We start from the raw sequence: 17413 nt of genomic DNA, 5'->3' as shown, positions 1-17413 counted from the left end.
ACCTTTTGAATAACTCACGCATTGCTCAGGAGGAAGGCGATGGCTCTGGTAATTGAATTCATTTGTGATTTGCCCAATGGCGTCCATGCGCGACCGGCAAGTCTGGTTGAAACGCTGTGCAACAAGTTTTCGTCTTCGGTCGAATGGGTCAATACCCGCAGCGACGGGCGCGGCAATGCTAAAAGCGCGCTGGCGATTATCGGCACGAATACCATCAAAGGGGATGGCTGCCAGCTGATTATTGAGGGTCAGGACCAGCAGCAGGCGTTCGATGCGCTGTCGGCGTTTATGCGTGATGAATTTCCGCACTGCGATACGCCGCTGCCGACGGCGGACAAGGTGGATATCCAGCCGGTGCCGCAATCGCTGTCGGGTCTGAATCCAACCCTGTTCCACGCGTTACCGGTCTGCGCCGGCAGCGCCGGGGGCGTGCTCACGCACCTGAAATCGCTGGATCTGCGCGATACCGGGACGTTGCCTGCGGCGGGGAGCATCGAGCAGGAGCAGGCGTTGCTCGATAACGGCCTGACGCTGCTGGTCAAAAATATCGAGTTTCGGCTGCTGGACAACGACGGAACCGCCAGCGCGATCCTCGACGCGCATCGCTCTCTGGCCACCGACGCCTCCCTGCGCCAGCATCTGCTGGGCGGGCTGCTGACCGGCCTGAGCTGTGCCGAGGCGATCGTTGCCACTGGCGAACATTTTTGCGCGCAGTTCAGCGCCTCCGGGAACGCTTATCTGCAGGAGCGGGTACTGGACGTTCGCGATGTCTGCTTCCAGCTGCTGCAGCACATCTATGGCGAATCGCGCTTTCCGGCGCCGGGCAAACTGACGCAAGCCGCCGTGTGCCTTGCCGATGAGTTAACCCCCAGCCAGTTTCTGGAGCTGGATAAAACGCTGCTCAAAGGCCTGCTGCTGCGCAGCGGCGGCACCACTTCACATACGGTGATCCTCGCGCGGTCGTTCAATATTCCGACCCTGGTGGGGGTGGATATGGCGGCGCTGTTGCCGTGGGTTGACCGGCCGGTGCAGATCGACGGCAACGCCGGCCTGGTGGTGGTGCAGCCGGACGAGGCGGTGGCGCGCTACTATCGGCAGGAAGCCTGGGTGCAGGATCAGATACGCCAGCAGCAGCAGGCCTGGCTGGATAAAGCGGGCCGCACCGAAGACGGCATACGCGTAGAAGTGGCGGCGAATATCGCCCACTCTGTCGAGGCCGCGTCGGCGTTCGGTCACGGCGCGCAGGCGGTGGGGCTGTTCCGCACCGAAATGCTGTATATGGATCGCCCGAGCGCGCCGTCGGAAAACGAGCTCTACAATATTTTTTGCCAGGCGCTGGAGCCGGCCAACGGACGCAGCATTATCATTCGCACCATGGATATCGGCGGCGATAAGCCCGTGTCCTACCTTAATATTCCGGCGGAGAACAACCCGTTCCTCGGCTACCGGGCGGTGCGGATCTATGAAGAGTATCAGGCGCTGTTCCGTACCCAGCTGCGGGCGATTTTGCGCGCGTCGGCGCACGGTTCGCTGAAGATCATGATCCCAATGATTTCCTCAATGGAGGAGATTTTATGGGTGAAGGAGCAGCTGGCGGATGCCAAACAGTCGCTACGCAGCGAACACATTCCGTTTGATGAGACGATCCCGTTCGGGATTATGCTCGAAGTGCCGTCGGTGATGTTTATCATCGACCAGTGCTGTGAAGAGATTGATTTCTTTAGCATCGGCAGCAACGACCTGACCCAGTATCTGCTGGCGGTGGATCGCGATAACGCCAGGGTGACGCGTCACTATAACAGCCTCAATCCGGCATTTTTACGCGCGCTGGATTATGCGGTTCAGGCGGTGCATCGCCAGGGGAAATGGATCGGCCTGTGCGGCGAGCTGGGGGCCAAAGGGTCGGTGCTGCCGCTGCTGGTGGGGCTGGGGCTGGACGAACTGAGCATGAGCGCACCGTCGATCCCGGCCACCAAAGCGCGTCTGGCACAGCTCGATAGCCGCGCCTGTCGGCAGTTGCTGAATCAGGCGATGCAGTGTCGCACCTCGCTGGAGGTGGAGCATCTGCTGGCCCAGTTCCGCATGACCCAGCAGGATGCGCCGCTGATTACCCCCCAGTGCATTACGCTGAACAGCGACTGGCGCAGCAAAGAGGAGGTGATCAAAGGCATGACCGATAACCTGCTGTTGGCCGGGCGCTGCCGTTACCCACGCAAGCTGGAGGCCGACCTGTGGGCCCGCGAGGCGGTGTTCTCCACCGGTTTAGGTTTTAGTTTTGCCATCCCGCACAGCAAGTCGGAGCATATCGAGCAGTCGACCATCAGCGTGGCGCGTCTGGCGCAGCCGGTGGCGTGGGGCGATGACGAGGCGCAGTTTGTGATTATGCTGACCCTCAACAAGCATTCCGCTGGCGACCAGCATATGCGGATCTTCTCGCGGCTGGCGCGACGCATTATGCACGAAGCGTTCCGGCAATCGCTGGTGACCGCCGAAAGCAGCGAGGCGATTGCCGCGCTGCTGCAGCGGGAGCTGGAGCTGTAACCCGGGCGTCCTCCCCGGTGGCGCTGCGCTGACCGGGCTACGGGCTTGCGGTAGCCCGGACAGGCGCAACGCGCCGGGGGATTTTCCTTACCGGCCGAGCGCCTGGCAAATTGCGGCGCCCACCTGCTGGGTGGAGGCGCTGCCCTGCATATCCGGCGTTTTCGGTCCGCTGGCGATGGTCTGCTCAATCGCCGCCAGAATACCGTCATGGGCGGCCCGATAACGCGCATCTCCGTTGCCGAGGAAATCGAGCATCATCGCCCCGGCCCAGATGGTGGCGATGGGGTTGGCGATATTTTTACCGTAGATATCCGGCGCCGAGCCGTGAACCGCTTCAAACAGCGACGGGAAGGTGCGCTCCGGATTGAGGTTTGCCGACGGGGCAATCCCGATGGTGCCGGTACAGGCCGGGCCGAGGTCGGAGAGGATATCGCCGAACAGGTTTGAGGCAACCACTACGTCAAAACGCTCCGGCTGTAGCACAAAGCGGGCGCACAGAATATCAATATGCTGCTTGTCCCACTGTACCTGCGGATAGTGCTGAGCCATGGCTTCAACCCGCGAGTCCCAGAATGGCATGCTGATGGCGAGGCCGTTGGATTTGGTCGCCGATGTTAACGTCTTGCGCGGGCGACTTTGCGCCAGCTCAAAGGCGTAGCGCAGGATCCGGTCCACGCCGCGGCGGGTAAACACCGACTCCTGAATCACCACTTCATGCTCGGTCCCAGGATTAACATGCCCGCCGAGGGCGGAATATTCCCCTTCGGTATTCTCGCGCACTACGTAAAAATCGATATCGCCGGGCTGCTTACCTGCCAACGGGCAGGGAACCCCAGGGAACAGACGCACCGGGCGCAGGTTGACGTACTGGTCGAACTCGCGGCGGAACTTCAGCAGCGAACCCCACAGGGAGATGTGATCCGGCACAATATCCGGCCAGCCGACCGCGCCGAAATAGATCGCATCGAACGGTTTCAGTTGCGCCTGCCAGTCGTCGGGCATCATTTTTCCGTGCCGGGCGTAGTAATCGCAGCTGGCCCATTCAATGTGCTCGAAGCTTAACGCCAGCCCCCAGCATTCGGCAGCGGCCTGCAGTACGCGAATGCCCTCAGGCAGCACTTCTTTACCGATGCCATCGCCGGGGATGGCGGCAATACGTAGGGTTTTATTCATCGTTGTTCTCAGTTTGCGGTAAGGAAAATTGACTTCACCGCTATCCTATAATTGACTGATTCATAATTAATCCCGTCAACTGGTGAAACATAAAACACGAATCATGAATAATCTGCCGCTGCTGAACGATTTACGCGTCTTTATGCTGGTCGCCCGTCGCGCCGGTTTTGCCGCCGCCGCCGAAGAGCTGGGCGTTTCGCCGGCGTTTGTCAGCAAGCGGGTGTCGTTGCTGGAGCAAACGCTTAATGTCCAACTGCTGCACCGCACCACCCGCCGGGTCGCCATCACCGAAGAGGGGGAGCGTATCTACGAATGGGGGCAGCGCATTTTGCAGGATGTCGACCAGATGATGGATGAGCTCTCGGACGTGCGGCAGGTGCCGCAGGGGACGCTGCGGATTATCAGCAGCTTTGGCTTTGGCCGCCGGGTGGTCGCTCCGGCGCTGTCTGAGCTGGCCCAGCGCTATCCGCAACTGGAGATCCGTTTTGATGTCGCCGACCGGCTGGTGGACTTAGCCAATGAGGGGGTCGATCTGGATATCCGCGTGGGGGACGATATCGCTCCCCATCTGATTGCCCGCAAGCTGGCCACCAATCACCGTATTCTCTGCGCCTCACCGGAATTTGTGGCCCGTCATTCCCGGCCAAAGCAGCTGAGCGACCTTGCCGCGCTGCCTTGCCTGGTGATCAAAGAACGCGACCGGCCCTTTGGCGTCTGGCAGCTGCACGATAAAGAGGGGGAGCACGCGATTAAAGTGACCGGGCCGCTGTCGTCGAACCACGGCGAAATCGTCCACCAGTGGTGTCTGGAGGGCCAGGGGATCGCGCTGCGATCGTGGTGGGACGTCAGGGAGAATATCGCCAGCGGCAATCTGCTGCATCTGCTGCCGGAGTATTATCAGCCCGCCAGCATCTGGGCGGTGTACGTGTCGCGGCTGGCGACCTCGGCGAAAATTCGCATCTGCGTGGAGTTTTTGCGCCACTACTTTCAGCAGCATTTCCCCCAGAGCCTGCCGGAACAGGAGAGAGAGGCAAGGTTGCCGACGGCGGGCGCCGTCGGCAGAGGGGATTAAACGCCCAGCCGGTCGCGCAGGCTGTAGTAGGCCGCGCCCATGGCGGTAAACGGAATGCGCAAACTGCGCCCACCGGGGAACGGATAGTGCGGCAGGTTGGCAAAGGCGTCGAAGCGCTCGGCATCCCCGCGCAGCAGCTCGGAAATCAGCCGTCCGGCGAGGTGGGTACAGGTCACGCCGTGCCCGCTGTAGCCCTGCATGTAATAGATGTTGTTATCGAGGCGGCCAAACTGCGGCATCCTCGAGAGCGTCAGCAGGAAGTTGCCGGTCCAGCGGTAGTCGATTTTCACCCCTTGCAGCTGCGGGAAGGTTTTCAGCAGCTTCGGCATAATCAGGCGCTCGACGTCGTCCGGGTCACGGGCGCCGTAGACCACGCCGCCGCCGTATAGCAGGCGGTTGTCGCCGGTCAGGCGGTAGTAATCCAGCAGATAGTTACAATCTTCGACGCAGTAGTTTTTCGGGATCAGCGAGCGCGCGACCTCCTTCGAAAGCGGTTCGGTGGTGACGACCTGGGTGCCGCACGGCATGCTGCGTTTGGCCAGTTCTGGCTCGACTTTATCGCCAAGGTAGGCGTTGCCGGCGACGATCACGTAGCGGGCGGTGACCTGGCCTTTGGCGGTGGTCACCACCGCCGGGCTGGTGTGCTGGATGCGGGTGACCGGTGACTGCTCGTACACCCGGCCGCCGTTAAGGCGAATGGCATCTGCTTCGCCGATGGCCAGATTGAGCGGATGAATATGGCCGCCGCTATGGTCGAGCAGGGCGCCGGTGTAGCGGTCGCTGTTAACTTCCTGGCGGATGGCGCTGGCGTCCAGCAGCTCCAGCTGCTGATTACCGTAGCGCTCCCAGTTCGCTTTCTGCTCTTCCAGGGTTTCCAGCTGTTTGTGGTTCATCGCCACAAACAGGCCGCCGGGGCGGTAGTCGCACTGGATCTGGTAGCGCTGGATGCGCTCGCGAATAATATTGCCGCCTTCGAACATCATGCTGCCGAGCATGCGGGCCGCGTCGGGGCCGTAGGTTTTTTCAATCACGTCGATATCGCGGCTGTAGGAGTTGACCAGCTGGCCGCCGTTGCGCCCGCTGGCGCCGAAGCCAATGCGCGCGCTTTCCAGCAGCACCACGTCGTAGCCCATTTCGGCCAGATGGAGGGCCGAAGAGAGGCCGGTATAGCCGCCGCCGATAACGCAGACATCGCAGCTGATGGATTCGCTCAGCGTCGGAAAGGGTTCGTAGCTGTTGGCGCTGGCGGCGTAATAACTGGTGGTATGTTCGGTCATGATTAAGACTCCAGAGTCATCCATATCGTTTTCAGTTCGGTGAATTTTTCCAGCGCGTGCAGCGACTTATCTCGTCCGTTGCCGCTCTGCTTATACCCGCCAAACGGCACGGTCATGTCACCATCGTTATAGTTGTTCACAAACACGGAGCCGGCTTTCAGACGGCGGCTCATCCGGTGGGCGCGGGAAAGATCGCGGGTCCAGACCGCGGCGCCCAGGCCGTAATCGCTGTCATTAGCGAGGCGCAGGGCTTCCTCTTCCGAGGTGAAGCGGGTTACCACCAATACCGGGCCAAAAATCTCCTCGCGGCTCAGCGGGGACGTCGGGTCAACGTCGACGAAAATCGTCGGGCCGACGGCGGCGGGCCACGGATTTTTGCGCCCGTCCAGCAGCAGGGTGCTGTGACTTTCTCCGACGCGGATGAAGCTGTGCACGCTGTCGGCATGGGTGTTATCGATCAGCATTCCCATGGTGGTCTCGGGATCCAGCGGGTTGCCCGGCTGCCAGAGGCGCGCCTGCTCCTGCAGGCGGCGCAGGAACTCGTCGGCGATGCTCGCTTCGACCAGCAGACGGGTGCCGGCGATGCAGACCTGGCCCTGGTTGTAGAAGATGCCGCCGGCGGTGGCGTTAACCGCTTTTTGCAGGTCCGGGCAGTCGGCAAAGACGATGTTGGCGCTCTTGCCGCCCGCTTCCAGCCAGACGCGTTTCATGTTGCTGTCGCCGGCATCTTTTAACAGCTGTTTGCCGGTCCGGGTGGAGCCGGTAAAGGTCAGCACTTCGACGTCGGGGTGTAGCGACAGGGCCTGGCCCGCTTCGTGGCCGTAGCCGCTGATCACGTTCAGCACGCCATCCGGCAGGCCGGCCTCTTTCGCCAGTCCGGCCAGACGCAGGGCGGTCAGCGGGGATTTTTCTGACGGTTTGAGGATCACGCTGTTGCCGGTTGCCAGCGCCGGGCCAAGCTTCCAGCAGGCCAGCAGCAGAGGGAAGTTCCATGGCACCACGGCGGCAATGACGCCAACCGGTTCGCGGACGATCATCGCCAGTTCATTAGCGCCGGTGGGGGCCACTTCGCCATACACTTTGTCGATGGCTTCGGCGTACCAGCGGATGGCGCGGGCGGCGCCGGGAATATCGTCACGCAGGCTGTGGCGGATCGGCTTCCCGGTATCGAGGGTTTCCAACAGCGCCAGCTCTTCACGATGAAGCTCCATCAGGTCCGCCAGCTTGTTGAGCACGGCTTTGCGTTGCGCCGGCGAGGCCTGGGACCAGTCTCCGCGATCGAACACGCGACGGGCGGCCTGCACGGCGAGTTCGACGTCGGCCTTTTTGCCCCGGGCAACGTGCGCCAGGGTCTGCTGTGCGGCGGGGTCGATGGTTTCAAACGTGGTATTATCGACAGCAGAGCAATAGTCGCCATTAATAAATAACCGCGTTTCAATCTCCATGCTTTTCGCTTTATCCTGCCACCAGGCCAGATGTTTGAAATCCATATAAGACTCCTTAATCACATAATCGAATTGTAGGCATGCCGGACCGTGCGGGGCGCAGGGCGTCCCCGGGGTCAGATACCGTTATTGCGCGTTTTATTCGCGCCTGTGTATTAGTCGGGCCCGCAGGAAATAAGCCGCCGCGCGACGCAGCAGAATCGTTGCGCAGCAGCATATTTGCGTGTTCTTCGCGCCGCGGGAAAAAGGCTTCCGACGGCGCTGGCCTGAAGAAAGCCTGAGATAGTCTCAGGCTAAAAAATCAGAATGTGGTGGGAGTATGGGCACTGATAATTCGGCAGACGCCTGCCGAGGTATTGCTGAAACTGTGCGGTATGCCGGTATTAATGGCATAGCTCTGTCCAGCCACCAGATGATACGACTGGCCGTTCATCTCCAGTACGACTTCACCTTCCAGTATGGTGCCTATTTCCTCACCCTGATGTTTGATCCTCTCCCCGGTCGTGGTTCCAGGCTGGTAAGTTTCAAAAATCATCGCCAGCGTACGGTTCGGATTTCCATTGTGGACCAGCTTCATCGAAACCCCCTGACTGCCGATTTCGATAAGGTCATCCTGATTAATCACCACCTGGGGTTCATCAGGTTTTTCTGGTTCAGAAAAGAATTCCGAGAGCGACAGCCCATAAACTTTCAGCAGCTTTTGCAGCGTACTGATGGCAGGACTGACTTTGTCCTGTTCTATGGTGCTGATGGCACTATGTGTTAACCCAGACAGTTCGGCGGCACGACGTTGTGAGAGACCCAGCTGTTGGCGGATCGCTGACAGACGTTTTCCTGGCGCCAGGCCGTCATCGCTCATATTTGCATTTCCTTAACTGTAATGGTCAGAGCCGCTGCTTTTCAGCCATGTGGTTCTGACAGGCGGTGATAAAACCTTCAAACAACAAACGCGAGAGGGCGTATTCGCTACTGTTCCATTCTGGGTGCCATTGCACGCCCAGCGCGAAAGGGTGGTCATTGACGCTGACCGCCTCAGCCAGCCCATCCGAAGAACGAGCTTCGACGCGCAGACGTGAGCTTACGGTGCGTGCGCCCTGCCCATGTAGCGAGTTTACCCAAAACGTGTTGCAGCCCGGTATTAACTGAGAAAGTAATCCTCCTTCCTGAACCAGTACTTCGTGAGAGGGGGCATATTGTTGCTCAACCGGCAGCTCCGGATCTTCGCGATGCTCAAGGAGCTCCGGCTGCTCGAAAAGACGACGATACAGAGTCCCTCCGGTGGCGACAACCAGTTCCTGTAACCCACGGCAGATGGCGAAAATGGGGATGCGCCTTTCGAGCGCGGCGTTAATCAATGCCATGCTCAGAAGATCACGCCCGGGATCGGCGTCAGGCTCATCGCCGTTTTCACCATAAAGGTGCGGCTGCACATTGCTAGGGCTGCCTGGCAGGTAGATGCCATCCAGTTTCGGTAACAACGCGGCAAGCATTTCCGGCTCGGCCAGCGCGTGCGGCAGGGCAATCGGCAACCCTCCGGCGTTAATAATGGCATTCAGGTACTTTTCTTGCAGAGTCTGGGTCTGGTGACCCTTCAGCCTGTTCCTGCACATCACGACACCAATAACTGGTCTGTACATTATATTTTCCATGATCGCCCTCACAAAGTGGACTAAATAATGACCGTTTAGCGTGCCAAATGGCCATATCGTTCAATATTTTCTCAATCTAGCAGCGCAAATAGCCGTTTGCAAACTTAATTTAACATTTGACAAACATTTTGTTTGCATACACATTCGAATGGTGGACATTATATTTAACGGCAAGATAGCCAGCGGTCCGAAACCAACACAACGGCGGTGAATGATGGAAACCAATATTGTAGAAGTTGAGAATTTTGTTCAGCAGTCAGAAGAGAGACGGGGCAGCGCATTCACTCATGAGGTGAAGCGCTACCTTGAACGTTATCCCGAGACGCAGTATGTCGATGTGTTGCTGACCGACCTGAACGGCTGCTTCCGTGGCAAACGTATTCCGGTCTCGAGCCTGAGCAAACTGGAAAAAGGCTGCTACTTCCCGGCGTCGGTTTTTGCCATGGATATTCTCGGCAATGTGGTGGAAGAGGCCGGTCTTGGCCAGGATATGGGCGAGCCGGATCGTTCCTGCATCCCGGTGCCGGGGACCTTAACCCCGTCGGCTGCCGATCCGCAATCTATCGCTCAGGTACAGCTGACGATGGTGGATGAAGATGGCGCTCCCTTTGACGTTGAGCCGCGGAACGTACTTAACCGCCTCTGGCAGCAGTTGCGCCAGCGCGGATTGTTCCCCGTGGTAGCGGTAGAGCTGGAGTTCTATTTACTGGATCGTAAACGTGATGCCGAAGGCTATCTACAGCCACCTTGCGCGCCGGGCACCGGCGATCGCAACACCCAGAGCCAGGTCTACTCGGTGGACAACCTCAACCACTTCGCTGACGTGCTCAATGACATCGATGAACTGGCCCAGCTGCAGCTGATTCCGGCCGATGGCGCGGTGGCCGAAGCCTCACCGGGTCAGTTTGAAATCAACCTGCACCATACCGATAACGTGCTCGATGCCTGCGATGATGCGCTGGCGTTAAAACGCCTCGTGCGTTTGATGGCCGAGAAGCATAAGATGCATGCCACTTTTATGGCCAAGCCTTATGAAGAGCACGCGGGCAGCGGGATGCACATCCATATCAGCATGCAAAACCACCGTGGCGAAAACGTGCTGGCGGACGCCGACGGCGAGGATTCTGCGCTGTTGAAACGCGCGCTGGCCGGGATGATTGACCTGATGCCGTCGTCGATGGCGCTGTTGGCGCCGAACGTTAACTCGTGGCGTCGTTTCCAGCCGGGGATGTATGTCCCGACTCAGGCCTCCTGGGGGCATAACAACCGCACCGTGGCGCTGCGGATCCCGTGCGGCGATCGTCAGAACCACCGCGTGGAGTATCGCGTGGCGGGAGCGGATGCCAACCCGTATCTGGTGATGGCGGCGATTTTCGCCGGCATATTGCACGGGCTGGACAATACGCTGCCGCTGCAGGAAGAAGTGGAAGGCAATGGCCTGGAGCAGGAAGGGCTGCCGTTCCCGATCCGTCAAAGCGATGCGCTGTGGGAGTTTATGCAAAACGATAGCCTGCGCGCGCGGCTGGGTGAGCGTTTCTGCCACGTTTATCACGCCTGTAAGAATGATGAATTAATGCAGTTTGAACGGCTTATCACCGAAACCGAAATTGAGTGGATGTTGAAAAACGCCTGATGGTTGCCCCGCAAGGGGCCGCTACCGTCGAGCGATAAAGTTGCATCATACGGCCTGAGCGGAGCCTGGTCGGACGTTTTTGCTGGAAGTCCAGCGATTTCCCGGATGTCGCGTAAAGGAGCGCAGGCGATACCGGGCTTCAGTTAACGACACAGTGTGTGACGAGGAAAGAGATGATGCCGATGTTCAAATATCCGCAGGGAGAAGGGGGCCATGAAGGCCGCAAGATGTCCGAATCAACCGCCGCTCGTCGGTCTGTCCTGAACGATTTTTTATGCCTTACCCCCCTGTTAAGCAGGTTTGTCACCCGATCATTGTGCGCACAAACCAACGTTTGCATGGGGGGGGATGCTCATGGTTGCTAACACCTCGCTCGATGTGTCGTCTGCCGCCGGCAAACCCGGCCTGCGCAAGTCGCTCAAGCTGTGGCAAGTGGTGGTAATGGGGTTGGCCTATCTCACCCCGATGTCGGTATTTGATACCTTCGGGATTGTGTCCGGCATCAGCAACGGCCACGTGCCCGCTTCCTATCTTCTGGCGCTGGCCGGAGTGCTGTTTACCGCGATCAGCTACGGTAAGCTGGTGCGGCAGTTCCCGGAGGCCGGGTCGGCGTACACCTACGCGCAGAAGTCGATCAGTCCTCACGTCGGCTTTATGGTGGGCTGGTCATCGCTGCTCGATTACCTGTTCTTACCGATGATTAACGTCTTACTGGCGAAGATCTATCTGTCGGCGCTGTTCCCGGAAGTGCCGCCGTGGATCTGGGTGGTGGGGTTTGTCGTGATTCTGACGGCGGCGAATCTTAAAAGCGTTAACCTGGTGGCGAACTTTAATACTCTGTTTGTGCTGGTGCAGATTGCGATCATGGTGGTGTTTATCTTCCTGGTGGTGCAGGGGCTGCACAAAGGGGAAGGGGTTGGCACCGTATGGTCGTTGCAGCCGTTTATCAGCCAGAACGCGCATCTGATCCCGATTATTACCGGGGCGACGATCGTCTGCTTCTCGTTCCTTGGTTTTGACGCGGTGACGACGCTGTCAGAAGAGACCCCGGACGCCGCGCGGACGATCCCGAAAGCGATTTTCCTGACGGCGGTGTACGGCGGGATTATCTTTATCGTCGCCTCGTTCTTTATGCAGCTCTTTTTCCCTGATATCAGCCGCTTTAAGGACCCGGATGCAGCGCTGCCGGAAATTGCGCTGTATGTCGGCGGCAAGCTGTTCCAGTCAATTTTCCTGTGCACTACCTTCGTGAATACCCTGGCGTCGGGCCTGGCGTCGCATGCCAGCGTGTCGCGTCTGCTGTACGTTATGGGGCGGGATAACGTCTTCCCGGAACGTATTTTCGGCTATGTGCATCCGAAGTGGCGGACGCCGGCGCTGAACGTGCTGATGGTCGGGGTAGTGGCGCTGTCGGCGCTGTTCTTCGACCTGGTGACCGCGACGGCGCTGATCAACTTCGGCGCGCTGGTGGCCTTTACCTTCGTTAATCTGTCGGTGTTCAACCACTTCTGGCGGCGCAAGGGCTATAACAAAACGTGGAAGGATCGCCTGCATTATCTGATTCTGCCGCTGATCGGCGCTGCGACGGTGGCGGTGCTGTGGATCAACCTTGAGGCGACATCGTTAACGCTGGGGCTGGTATGGGGCGCGGTGGGGCTGCTGTATTTGACCTATTTAACCCGTCGTTTCCGTCAGCCGCCGCCGCAATTCGATGCGGCGAAAGCCGAGCGGGCATGGGAATCGTAGCCGTTCAGGCTGCTCGGAAGTCAAAGCCGGCATAGTGCCTGAGGCTGGTCACTAAGGTGTCCAGCCTTTTTTGTACGTTGTGACCATCTGAGCGGGCTACTTTCTCTTTTTATGGAAAGGGAGCTGACTGGCGCGGCGTTCTTTGATGTATGACACCAGACTGTAAAGCGCAACCCCCAGCAAAATGACCGCGACAACAATGAGAATAATACCGGACATAAGCGATCCTGGGCTTGAGTGGAAAACATGAACTCTATAAATTTGCCGCCACGATAGCATCAGGATGTGTCTGAAATGTGACATATTGCAGTGATAAATTCGACGTAAATCAGGGTGATATGGTTTTTGTGACTAGCGAACCCGCCGATTTTCTCGCTGAGAAACAATCCGTTAACTGATTTTACAGACGTAAGACCTTCAGGCTGTTACCCTGTACCTGAGTGAGAATTATCTGAGAACAATGCATGTGTAATAGACCTATCGTCGGCCTGCTTGGGCTGACCTTGATCCTGACCTCCTTTACCACTGTGGCAGAGTCAGAGAACCAGCAAACCCGCGAACGGGTTATGGACCAGGTATTAAAACCCTGTGAAGGCAAAAAAGCCGGCGACAAAGTGGTGATGATCGATCGCCGCGGCGGACAGCATGAAGCTATCTGCACCCTGGCGGCGGTCCCGCTGCCGGAGTAACGCCCGCCGCCGTCACGGGATCAGAGATTTTTCGTCCCGCCATCCACCAGGAGCTCGCTGCCAACCACGTAGCCGGACTCATCCGATGCCAGGTACAGCGCGGCTTTGGCCAGCTCCTGCGGGGTGCCCATGCGTCCGACCGGCACCAGGTTCTTGATCTCCTCCTGCAGGGCGCTCATGGCCTCAGCGCTGAGGCCCAGCTTATCCAGCGCCGGGGTGCGAACCGGGCCGGGGCTCAGGCCATTCACGCGAATGCCGCGCGGCAGCAGTTCCGCCGACAGGGTGCGCGCCAGCGACAGCAGCCCGGCTTTACTGGCGGCGTAAGCGCTGCTGGTTGGCAAGCCGATATGGGCGCTGACCGATCCGCACAGAATCACCGACGCGGGGTTGGCGAGCAGCGGCAGCAAGGCCTGCAGTAAGAAGAACGGCCCTTTGAGGTTAACGTTCATCAGCCGATCCCACTCCTCCTCGCGCCATTCACCAAAGTTACCGTGGGTCACGTCACCGGCGTTGATAAACACGGCATCCAGCCGCGGCCAGCGTGCGCTCAGGGTCTCCGCCAGCTGGCGCTGCCCGGCGGCGTCACCGGCATCAGCCGCAATAACCCATGCGTTTTCTCCCAGCAGCGCCTGCGCCTGTTCGCGCGCCGCATGCTGGCGGCCGGTGACCGCGACCTGCGCCCCTTCGGCAATAAATTCCTGCGCGGTGGCGAGGCCGATGCCGCTGGTGCCCCCGGTAATCAGCGTATATTTTCCTGCTAAACGTCCCATGATGATGCTCCTGATTGAGTCTCTGGAAATGGGACTATAAAAGCTTTAGTATCCAAAGGATACCAGGTACCAATTGGATACTAACGAGGCAAAAGGTGTGCTATGGCGAAGACCGCGGCGAGCGTCGATGAAAAAAATTTCGGGCACTCATCTTGCCCGATGACCGACTTTGTTAATCTGATTGCCGGGAAGTGGGCGATCCCGATCCTCTACCGGCTGATCGTCCTCAATGCGCCGGTGCGCTTCGGCGAACTGCTGCGGGCGGCGGCGCCCATCACGCAAAAAGAGCTGACCCGTCAGCTCCGCTTGTTCGAGCAGCGCGGGCTGGTGTCGCGCTGCGTCTATGCCGAAATCCCCCCTCGGGTGGAGTATCAGATAACCGAGCTGGGGCTGTCGATGCGCAGCGCGTTACAGCCGCTGGCGGAGTGGATGAGCCAGCACGGTCATCTGCTGAGGCGTTAAAGTGGGCAGATAAAAATTTCTCCCGGTGCCTCAGTTTGCGAGCGCCGAGGCGGAAAAATGTCATGAATTTGCCACAATAGAAGCGATGAAAATGACTGAGGATAAAGGGATGAGAAAGAGTCTACTCGCAGGTATCGTGGTCCAGGCGCTGGTGTTGTCCGCCGCGGCCCAGGCGCAGGACGCGGTGGCACCGCAGGGTTATCAGCTGCAGCAGGTGTTGATCATGAGCCGTCACAACCTGCGCGCGCCGCTGGCCAATAACGGCAGCGTACTGGAACAGTCGACGCCAAAATCGTGGCCGGAGTGGGATGTTCCCGGCGGTCAGTTGACCACCAAAGGCGGGGTGCTCGAAGTGTACATGGGGCACTATATGCGTGAATGGCTGGCCCAGCAGGGGCTGGTGACCAGCGGTGAGTGCCCGCCGGACAACGCGGTTTACGCTTACGCCAACAGCCTGCAACGGACCGTCGCCACCGCCCAGTTCTTTATCACCGGCGCCTTTCCCGGCTGCGGCGTGACGGTTCATCACCAGCCGCAAATGGGCACCATGGACCCGACGTTTAACCCGGTGATCACCGAAGATTCCGCCGCCTTCAGCGAAAAAGCGGTACAGGCGATGACCAAAGAGCGCCAGGGCATGCAGCTGACCGACAGCTACAAGCTGCTCGAGGAAATGACGGATTACCAAAATTCCCCCTCCTGCAAAGAGAAGCAGGTGTGTGAGTTAAGCGCCGCGAAAGATACTTTCAGCGCGAAATACCAACAGGAGCCGGGGGTTTCCGGGCCGCTGAAAGTGGGTAACTCGCTGGTCGACGCCTTCACGTTGCAGTATTACGAAGGTTTCCCGCTGGACCAGGTGGCATGGGGAGAGATCAAAAGCGATAAGCAGTGGCAGGTGCTGTCGAAGCTGAAAAACGGCTATCAGGACAGCCTGTTCACCTCGCCAGAGGTGGCGCGCAATGTAGCTAAACCGTTGGTGAAATATATCGATAAGGCGCTGGTCGGCGATGCGCAGCAGGCGGCCAAAGTGACGCTGCTGGTGGGGCACGATTCCAATATCGCCTCTCTGCTGACCGCGCTGGACTTCAAGCCTTATCAGCTGCATAACCAGTACGAACGTACCCCCATCGGCGGCAAAATCGTCTTCCAGCGCTGGCATGACAGCGGCAGCAACCGCGAGCTGATGAAAATTGAGTACGTCTATCAAAGCACCTCGCAGCTGCGCAATGCTGAACCGTTAACCCTGCAATCACCACCGCAACGGGTGACCCTGGCGCTTAACGGCTGCCCGGTGGATGCCGACGGGTTCTGCCCGATGACAACCTTTAAGCAGGTGATGAACGAGGCGGCAAAATAGGCATAAAAAAACCGGAGGGCCTGCTGGCCGCTCCGGTTCTCAGTACTGGCGTCCCGGTAGCGATACCGGGGCGTTCTGCGTCAGACGTTTTTACGCTCGATGGTTTGTTCGCCCCAGAACAGCGCGTCTTTGTCCGTTTTGGCGAAGGCCAAAGAGAGCACTTCGTCGCTGCCTTCTTCCCAGATTTTTTCTGCTAGCTTTTCATCGTATTTGGCTAATTCGAAAATCGCCTCGGCGATCTCGATAGAGGTATTACGTAAACTTGCCCATTCGCCCACATGGTGGGTCTTCGCTTCTTGAGTTGGCATGCACATCCTCCTGCTGAAGGTTAGCCGTGTAATTTAACTGCCAGTCCTGCGACGTGTTCACCTTGATAGCGGGCAATCGCCAGCTCTTCCTGACTTGGCTGACGTGAACCGTCGCCGCCGGCGATGGTGGTCGCGCCATACGGCGTACCGCCGCGAACCGCCGACACATCAAAGAGTTCCTGCGCGCCGTAGCCGATTGGCACAATCACCATCCCGTGATGGGCCAGGGTCGTCCAGGTGGAGGTAATGGTTTGTTCTTGCCCGCCACCGGTACCGGTGGAGCAGAAGACGCTGGCCAGTTTGCCGTACAGTGCACCCGATGCCCACAGGCCACCGGTCTGATCGAGGAAGGTGCGCATCTGTCCGGACATATTGCCGAAACGTGTTGGGGTACCAAAGATGATGGCGTCGTACTCTGCCAGTTCCTGCGGCGTGGCGACGGGCGCATTCTGCGTTTTCCCGCCTGCTTTGGCAAACGCCTCTGCTTGCATAGTTTCCGGCACGCGCTTCACGACCACGTCAACGCCATCGACTTTGTTCGCCCCTTCGGCGACGGCATGAGCCATGGTTTCGATGTGTCCATACATTGAATAATAAAGCACCAGAATTTTAGCCATTTGCATCACTCCTCGGTTGCGTATGAGACCAGCCAATCGACTGGCTACCTTTAAAGATAAGGCGTCTGGCTAAGAGTGCAAATCTAACAATCATTTATTTGATTTATAACAAAATTGCAAAAAGTGGGTTGTCGCAAAAAGAAACATCTTTGCCGGACGGCTTTTCGTGAGCCATAAGAAACGCTTAGCGTGACGCGGGCGGGGGAGGGTCTGTTTTACCCCGGCAGGTATTGCAAAATGTTTCTATTTACCAGGCGAATGCGTTTCATTCACTACGCTTAACAGTACGCAGCACCACAATGGCCATGCCCTATGCTGCGCTGCAGGGCCAGGCGCTGCCGGTAATGCAAGATGATGTCTAACCAAGTGGAGGTCAGTGATGGCAAACCATCGTGGCGGTTCCGGCAACTTTGCCGAGGATCGTGAAAGAGCATCAGAAGCAGGTCGCAAAGGTGGCCAGCATAGCGGGGGGAACTTCAAAAACGATCCTCAACGCGCGTCGGAAGCTGGCAAAAAAGGAGGGAAAAACAGTCACGGCAACCGTCATAGCTGACGAGCAGGCTGACTGTTTGTGATGTGGCGTTAATCTCCTGGGCACCCGCCATATCCTCCCCGCCGCCGGTCTCTACCGGCGGTTTTTTTATGCCTGTATACGGGGCGAACGGCACGGTGGG

Annotated in this window: 17 protein-coding genes; 8 read left to right on the top strand and 9 right to left on the bottom strand. The window is 58.5% G+C overall.

Going from position 1 to position 17413, the window contains the following annotated elements; all coding sequences use genetic code 11:
* The first annotated feature begins 39 nt into the window (after positions 1-39).
* The gene (gene ptsP, locus HF679_RS09535; protein WP_123753752.1) at positions 40-2541 is read left to right on the top strand and encodes a phosphoenolpyruvate--protein phosphotransferase; all 2502 of its coding nucleotides are present in this window, start codon (positions 40-42) and stop codon (positions 2539-2541) included.
* 87 nt (positions 2542-2628) lie between these two features.
* Here ptsP and HF679_RS09530 read toward each other — a convergent pair whose 3' ends face one another.
* A complete protein-coding gene (locus HF679_RS09530) occupies positions 2629-3714 on the bottom strand; it encodes a tartrate dehydrogenase (protein WP_187042916.1) in 1086 nt (361 codons plus the stop codon).
* An 82-nt stretch (positions 3715-3796) separates the two neighbouring features.
* On the opposite strand from HF679_RS09530, the gene HF679_RS09525 reads away from it, so the two are divergent.
* Entirely contained in the window at positions 3797-4786 is a 990-nt protein-coding gene (locus HF679_RS09525) for a LysR substrate-binding domain-containing protein (RefSeq protein WP_261803002.1), read from the top strand.
* Here the strand turns inward: HF679_RS09525 and HF679_RS09520 are convergent.
* The 4 genes from HF679_RS09520 to puuD form a co-directional block, all read right to left on the bottom strand.
* Positions 4783-6063, bottom strand: a complete 1281-nt coding sequence (locus tag HF679_RS09520) for an NAD(P)/FAD-dependent oxidoreductase (RefSeq protein ID WP_187042914.1) — start codon at positions 6061-6063, stop codon at positions 4783-4785. The genes HF679_RS09525 and HF679_RS09520 overlap by 4 nt on opposite strands.
* Positions 6064-6065: 2 nt before the next feature.
* The gene (puuC, locus tag HF679_RS09515; RefSeq protein ID WP_123753756.1) at positions 6066-7553 is read right to left on the bottom strand and encodes an aldehyde dehydrogenase PuuC; all 1488 of its coding nucleotides are present in this window, start codon (positions 7551-7553) and stop codon (positions 6066-6068) included.
* Between the two features lie 256 nt (positions 7554-7809).
* Complete coding sequence (gene puuR, locus HF679_RS09510; protein WP_123753757.1) at positions 7810-8367, bottom strand: HTH-type transcriptional regulator PuuR; 558 nt, start codon at positions 8365-8367, stop codon at positions 7810-7812.
* Positions 8368-8392: 25 nt separating this feature from the next.
* Positions 8393-9145: a gamma-glutamyl-gamma-aminobutyrate hydrolase gene (puuD, locus tag HF679_RS09505; protein ID WP_174510323.1), complete on the bottom strand. Its 753-nt coding sequence runs from the start codon at positions 9143-9145 to the stop codon at positions 8393-8395.
* Positions 9146-9371: 226 nt separating this feature from the next.
* Between puuD and HF679_RS09500 the strand changes: the two genes are divergently transcribed.
* Both HF679_RS09500 and HF679_RS09495 read left to right on the top strand, forming a co-directional pair.
* Positions 9372-10790 (top strand): glutamine synthetase family protein, encoded by a 1419-nt coding sequence (locus HF679_RS09500; RefSeq protein WP_123753759.1) that lies wholly within the window; start codon positions 9372-9374, stop codon positions 10788-10790.
* A 354-nt stretch (positions 10791-11144) separates the two neighbouring features.
* Complete coding sequence (locus tag HF679_RS09495) at positions 11145-12536, top strand: APC family permease (RefSeq protein WP_123755435.1); 1392 nt, start codon at positions 11145-11147, stop codon at positions 12534-12536.
* Positions 12537-12632: 96 nt separating this feature from the next.
* Here the strand turns inward: HF679_RS09495 and HF679_RS09490 are convergent, their stop codons facing one another.
* Positions 12633-12755, bottom strand: coding sequence for a small membrane protein (locus tag HF679_RS09490; RefSeq protein ID WP_187042913.1), 123 nt, complete (start codon positions 12753-12755; stop codon positions 12633-12635).
* Between the two features lie 245 nt (positions 12756-13000).
* On the opposite strand from HF679_RS09490, the gene HF679_RS09485 reads away from it, so the two are divergent.
* Positions 13001-13225 (top strand): hypothetical protein, encoded by a 225-nt coding sequence (locus HF679_RS09485; protein WP_123753762.1) that lies wholly within the window; start codon positions 13001-13003, stop codon positions 13223-13225.
* A 20-nt stretch (positions 13226-13245) separates the two neighbouring features.
* Here the strand turns inward: HF679_RS09485 and HF679_RS09480 are convergent, their stop codons facing one another.
* Positions 13246-13995, bottom strand: coding sequence for an SDR family oxidoreductase (locus HF679_RS09480; RefSeq protein ID WP_123753763.1), 750 nt, complete (start codon positions 13993-13995; stop codon positions 13246-13248).
* 102 nt (positions 13996-14097) lie between these two features.
* Between HF679_RS09480 and HF679_RS09475 the strand changes: the two genes are divergently transcribed.
* Positions 14098-14457 (top strand): winged helix-turn-helix transcriptional regulator, encoded by a 360-nt coding sequence (locus tag HF679_RS09475; protein ID WP_123753764.1) that lies wholly within the window; start codon positions 14098-14100, stop codon positions 14455-14457.
* 109 nt (positions 14458-14566) lie between these two features.
* A complete protein-coding gene (agp, locus tag HF679_RS09470) occupies positions 14567-15814 on the top strand; it encodes a bifunctional glucose-1-phosphatase/inositol phosphatase (protein WP_123753765.1) in 1248 nt (415 codons plus the stop codon).
* Between the two features lie 80 nt (positions 15815-15894).
* Here the strand turns inward: agp and HF679_RS09465 are convergent, their stop codons facing one another.
* Positions 15895-16122: a YccJ family protein gene (locus HF679_RS09465; protein WP_123753766.1), complete on the bottom strand. Its 228-nt coding sequence runs from the start codon at positions 16120-16122 to the stop codon at positions 15895-15897.
* A 20-nt stretch (positions 16123-16142) separates the two neighbouring features.
* A complete protein-coding gene (gene wrbA, locus HF679_RS09460; protein WP_123753767.1) occupies positions 16143-16739 on the bottom strand; it encodes an NAD(P)H:quinone oxidoreductase in 597 nt (198 codons plus the stop codon).
* 379 nt (positions 16740-17118) lie between these two features.
* Here wrbA and HF679_RS09455 point away from each other — a divergent pair, with 379 nt between their 5' ends.
* Positions 17119-17292, top strand: coding sequence for a general stress protein (locus tag HF679_RS09455; protein ID WP_004860412.1), 174 nt, complete (start codon positions 17119-17121; stop codon positions 17290-17292).
* Positions 17293-17413: the final 121 nt, after the last annotated feature.

The organism is Enterobacter sp. JUb54 (genome assembly GCF_014298075.1).
Taxonomy (GTDB): Bacteria; Pseudomonadota; Gammaproteobacteria; order Enterobacterales; family Enterobacteriaceae; genus Klebsiella; species Klebsiella lignicola.
This window is presented reverse-complemented; position numbering and strand designations above follow the sequence as displayed.

Excerpts from the sequence above, each read along its gene's own strand:
- ptsP (WP_123753752.1), top strand. The coding sequence starts at position 40 with ATGGCTCTGGTAATTGAATTCATTTGTGATTTGCCCAATGGCGTCCAT.
- HF679_RS09530 (WP_187042916.1), bottom strand. The coding sequence starts at position 3,714 with ATGAATAAAACCCTACGTATTGCCGCCATCCCCGGCGATGGCATCGGT.
- HF679_RS09520 (WP_187042914.1), bottom strand. The coding sequence starts at position 6,063 with ATGACCGAACATACCACCAGTTATTACGCCGCCAGCGCCAACAGCTAC.
- puuC (WP_123753756.1), bottom strand. The coding sequence starts at position 7,553 with ATGGATTTCAAACATCTGGCCTGGTGGCAGGATAAAGCGAAAAGCATG.
- puuR (WP_123753757.1), bottom strand. The coding sequence starts at position 8,367 with ATGAGCGATGACGGCCTGGCGCCAGGAAAACGTCTGTCAGCGATCCGC.
- puuD (WP_174510323.1), bottom strand. The coding sequence starts at position 9,145 with ATGTACAGACCAGTTATTGGTGTCGTGATGTGCAGGAACAGGCTGAAG.
- HF679_RS09500 (WP_123753759.1), top strand. The coding sequence starts at position 9,372 with ATGGAAACCAATATTGTAGAAGTTGAGAATTTTGTTCAGCAGTCAGAA.
- HF679_RS09495 (WP_123755435.1), top strand. The coding sequence starts at position 11,145 with ATGGTTGCTAACACCTCGCTCGATGTGTCGTCTGCCGCCGGCAAACCC.
- HF679_RS09490 (WP_187042913.1), bottom strand. The coding sequence starts at position 12,755 with ATGTCCGGTATTATTCTCATTGTTGTCGCGGTCATTTTGCTGGGGGTT.
- HF679_RS09485 (WP_123753762.1), top strand. The coding sequence starts at position 13,001 with ATGTGTAATAGACCTATCGTCGGCCTGCTTGGGCTGACCTTGATCCTG.
- HF679_RS09480 (WP_123753763.1), bottom strand. The coding sequence starts at position 13,995 with ATGGGACGTTTAGCAGGAAAATATACGCTGATTACCGGGGGCACCAGC.
- HF679_RS09475 (WP_123753764.1), top strand. The coding sequence starts at position 14,098 with ATGGCGAAGACCGCGGCGAGCGTCGATGAAAAAAATTTCGGGCACTCA.
- agp (WP_123753765.1), top strand. The coding sequence starts at position 14,567 with ATGAGAAAGAGTCTACTCGCAGGTATCGTGGTCCAGGCGCTGGTGTTG.
- HF679_RS09465 (WP_123753766.1), bottom strand. The coding sequence starts at position 16,122 with ATGCCAACTCAAGAAGCGAAGACCCACCATGTGGGCGAATGGGCAAGT.
- wrbA (WP_123753767.1), bottom strand. The coding sequence starts at position 16,739 with ATGGCTAAAATTCTGGTGCTTTATTATTCAATGTATGGACACATCGAA.
- HF679_RS09455 (WP_004860412.1), top strand. The coding sequence starts at position 17,119 with ATGGCAAACCATCGTGGCGGTTCCGGCAACTTTGCCGAGGATCGTGAA.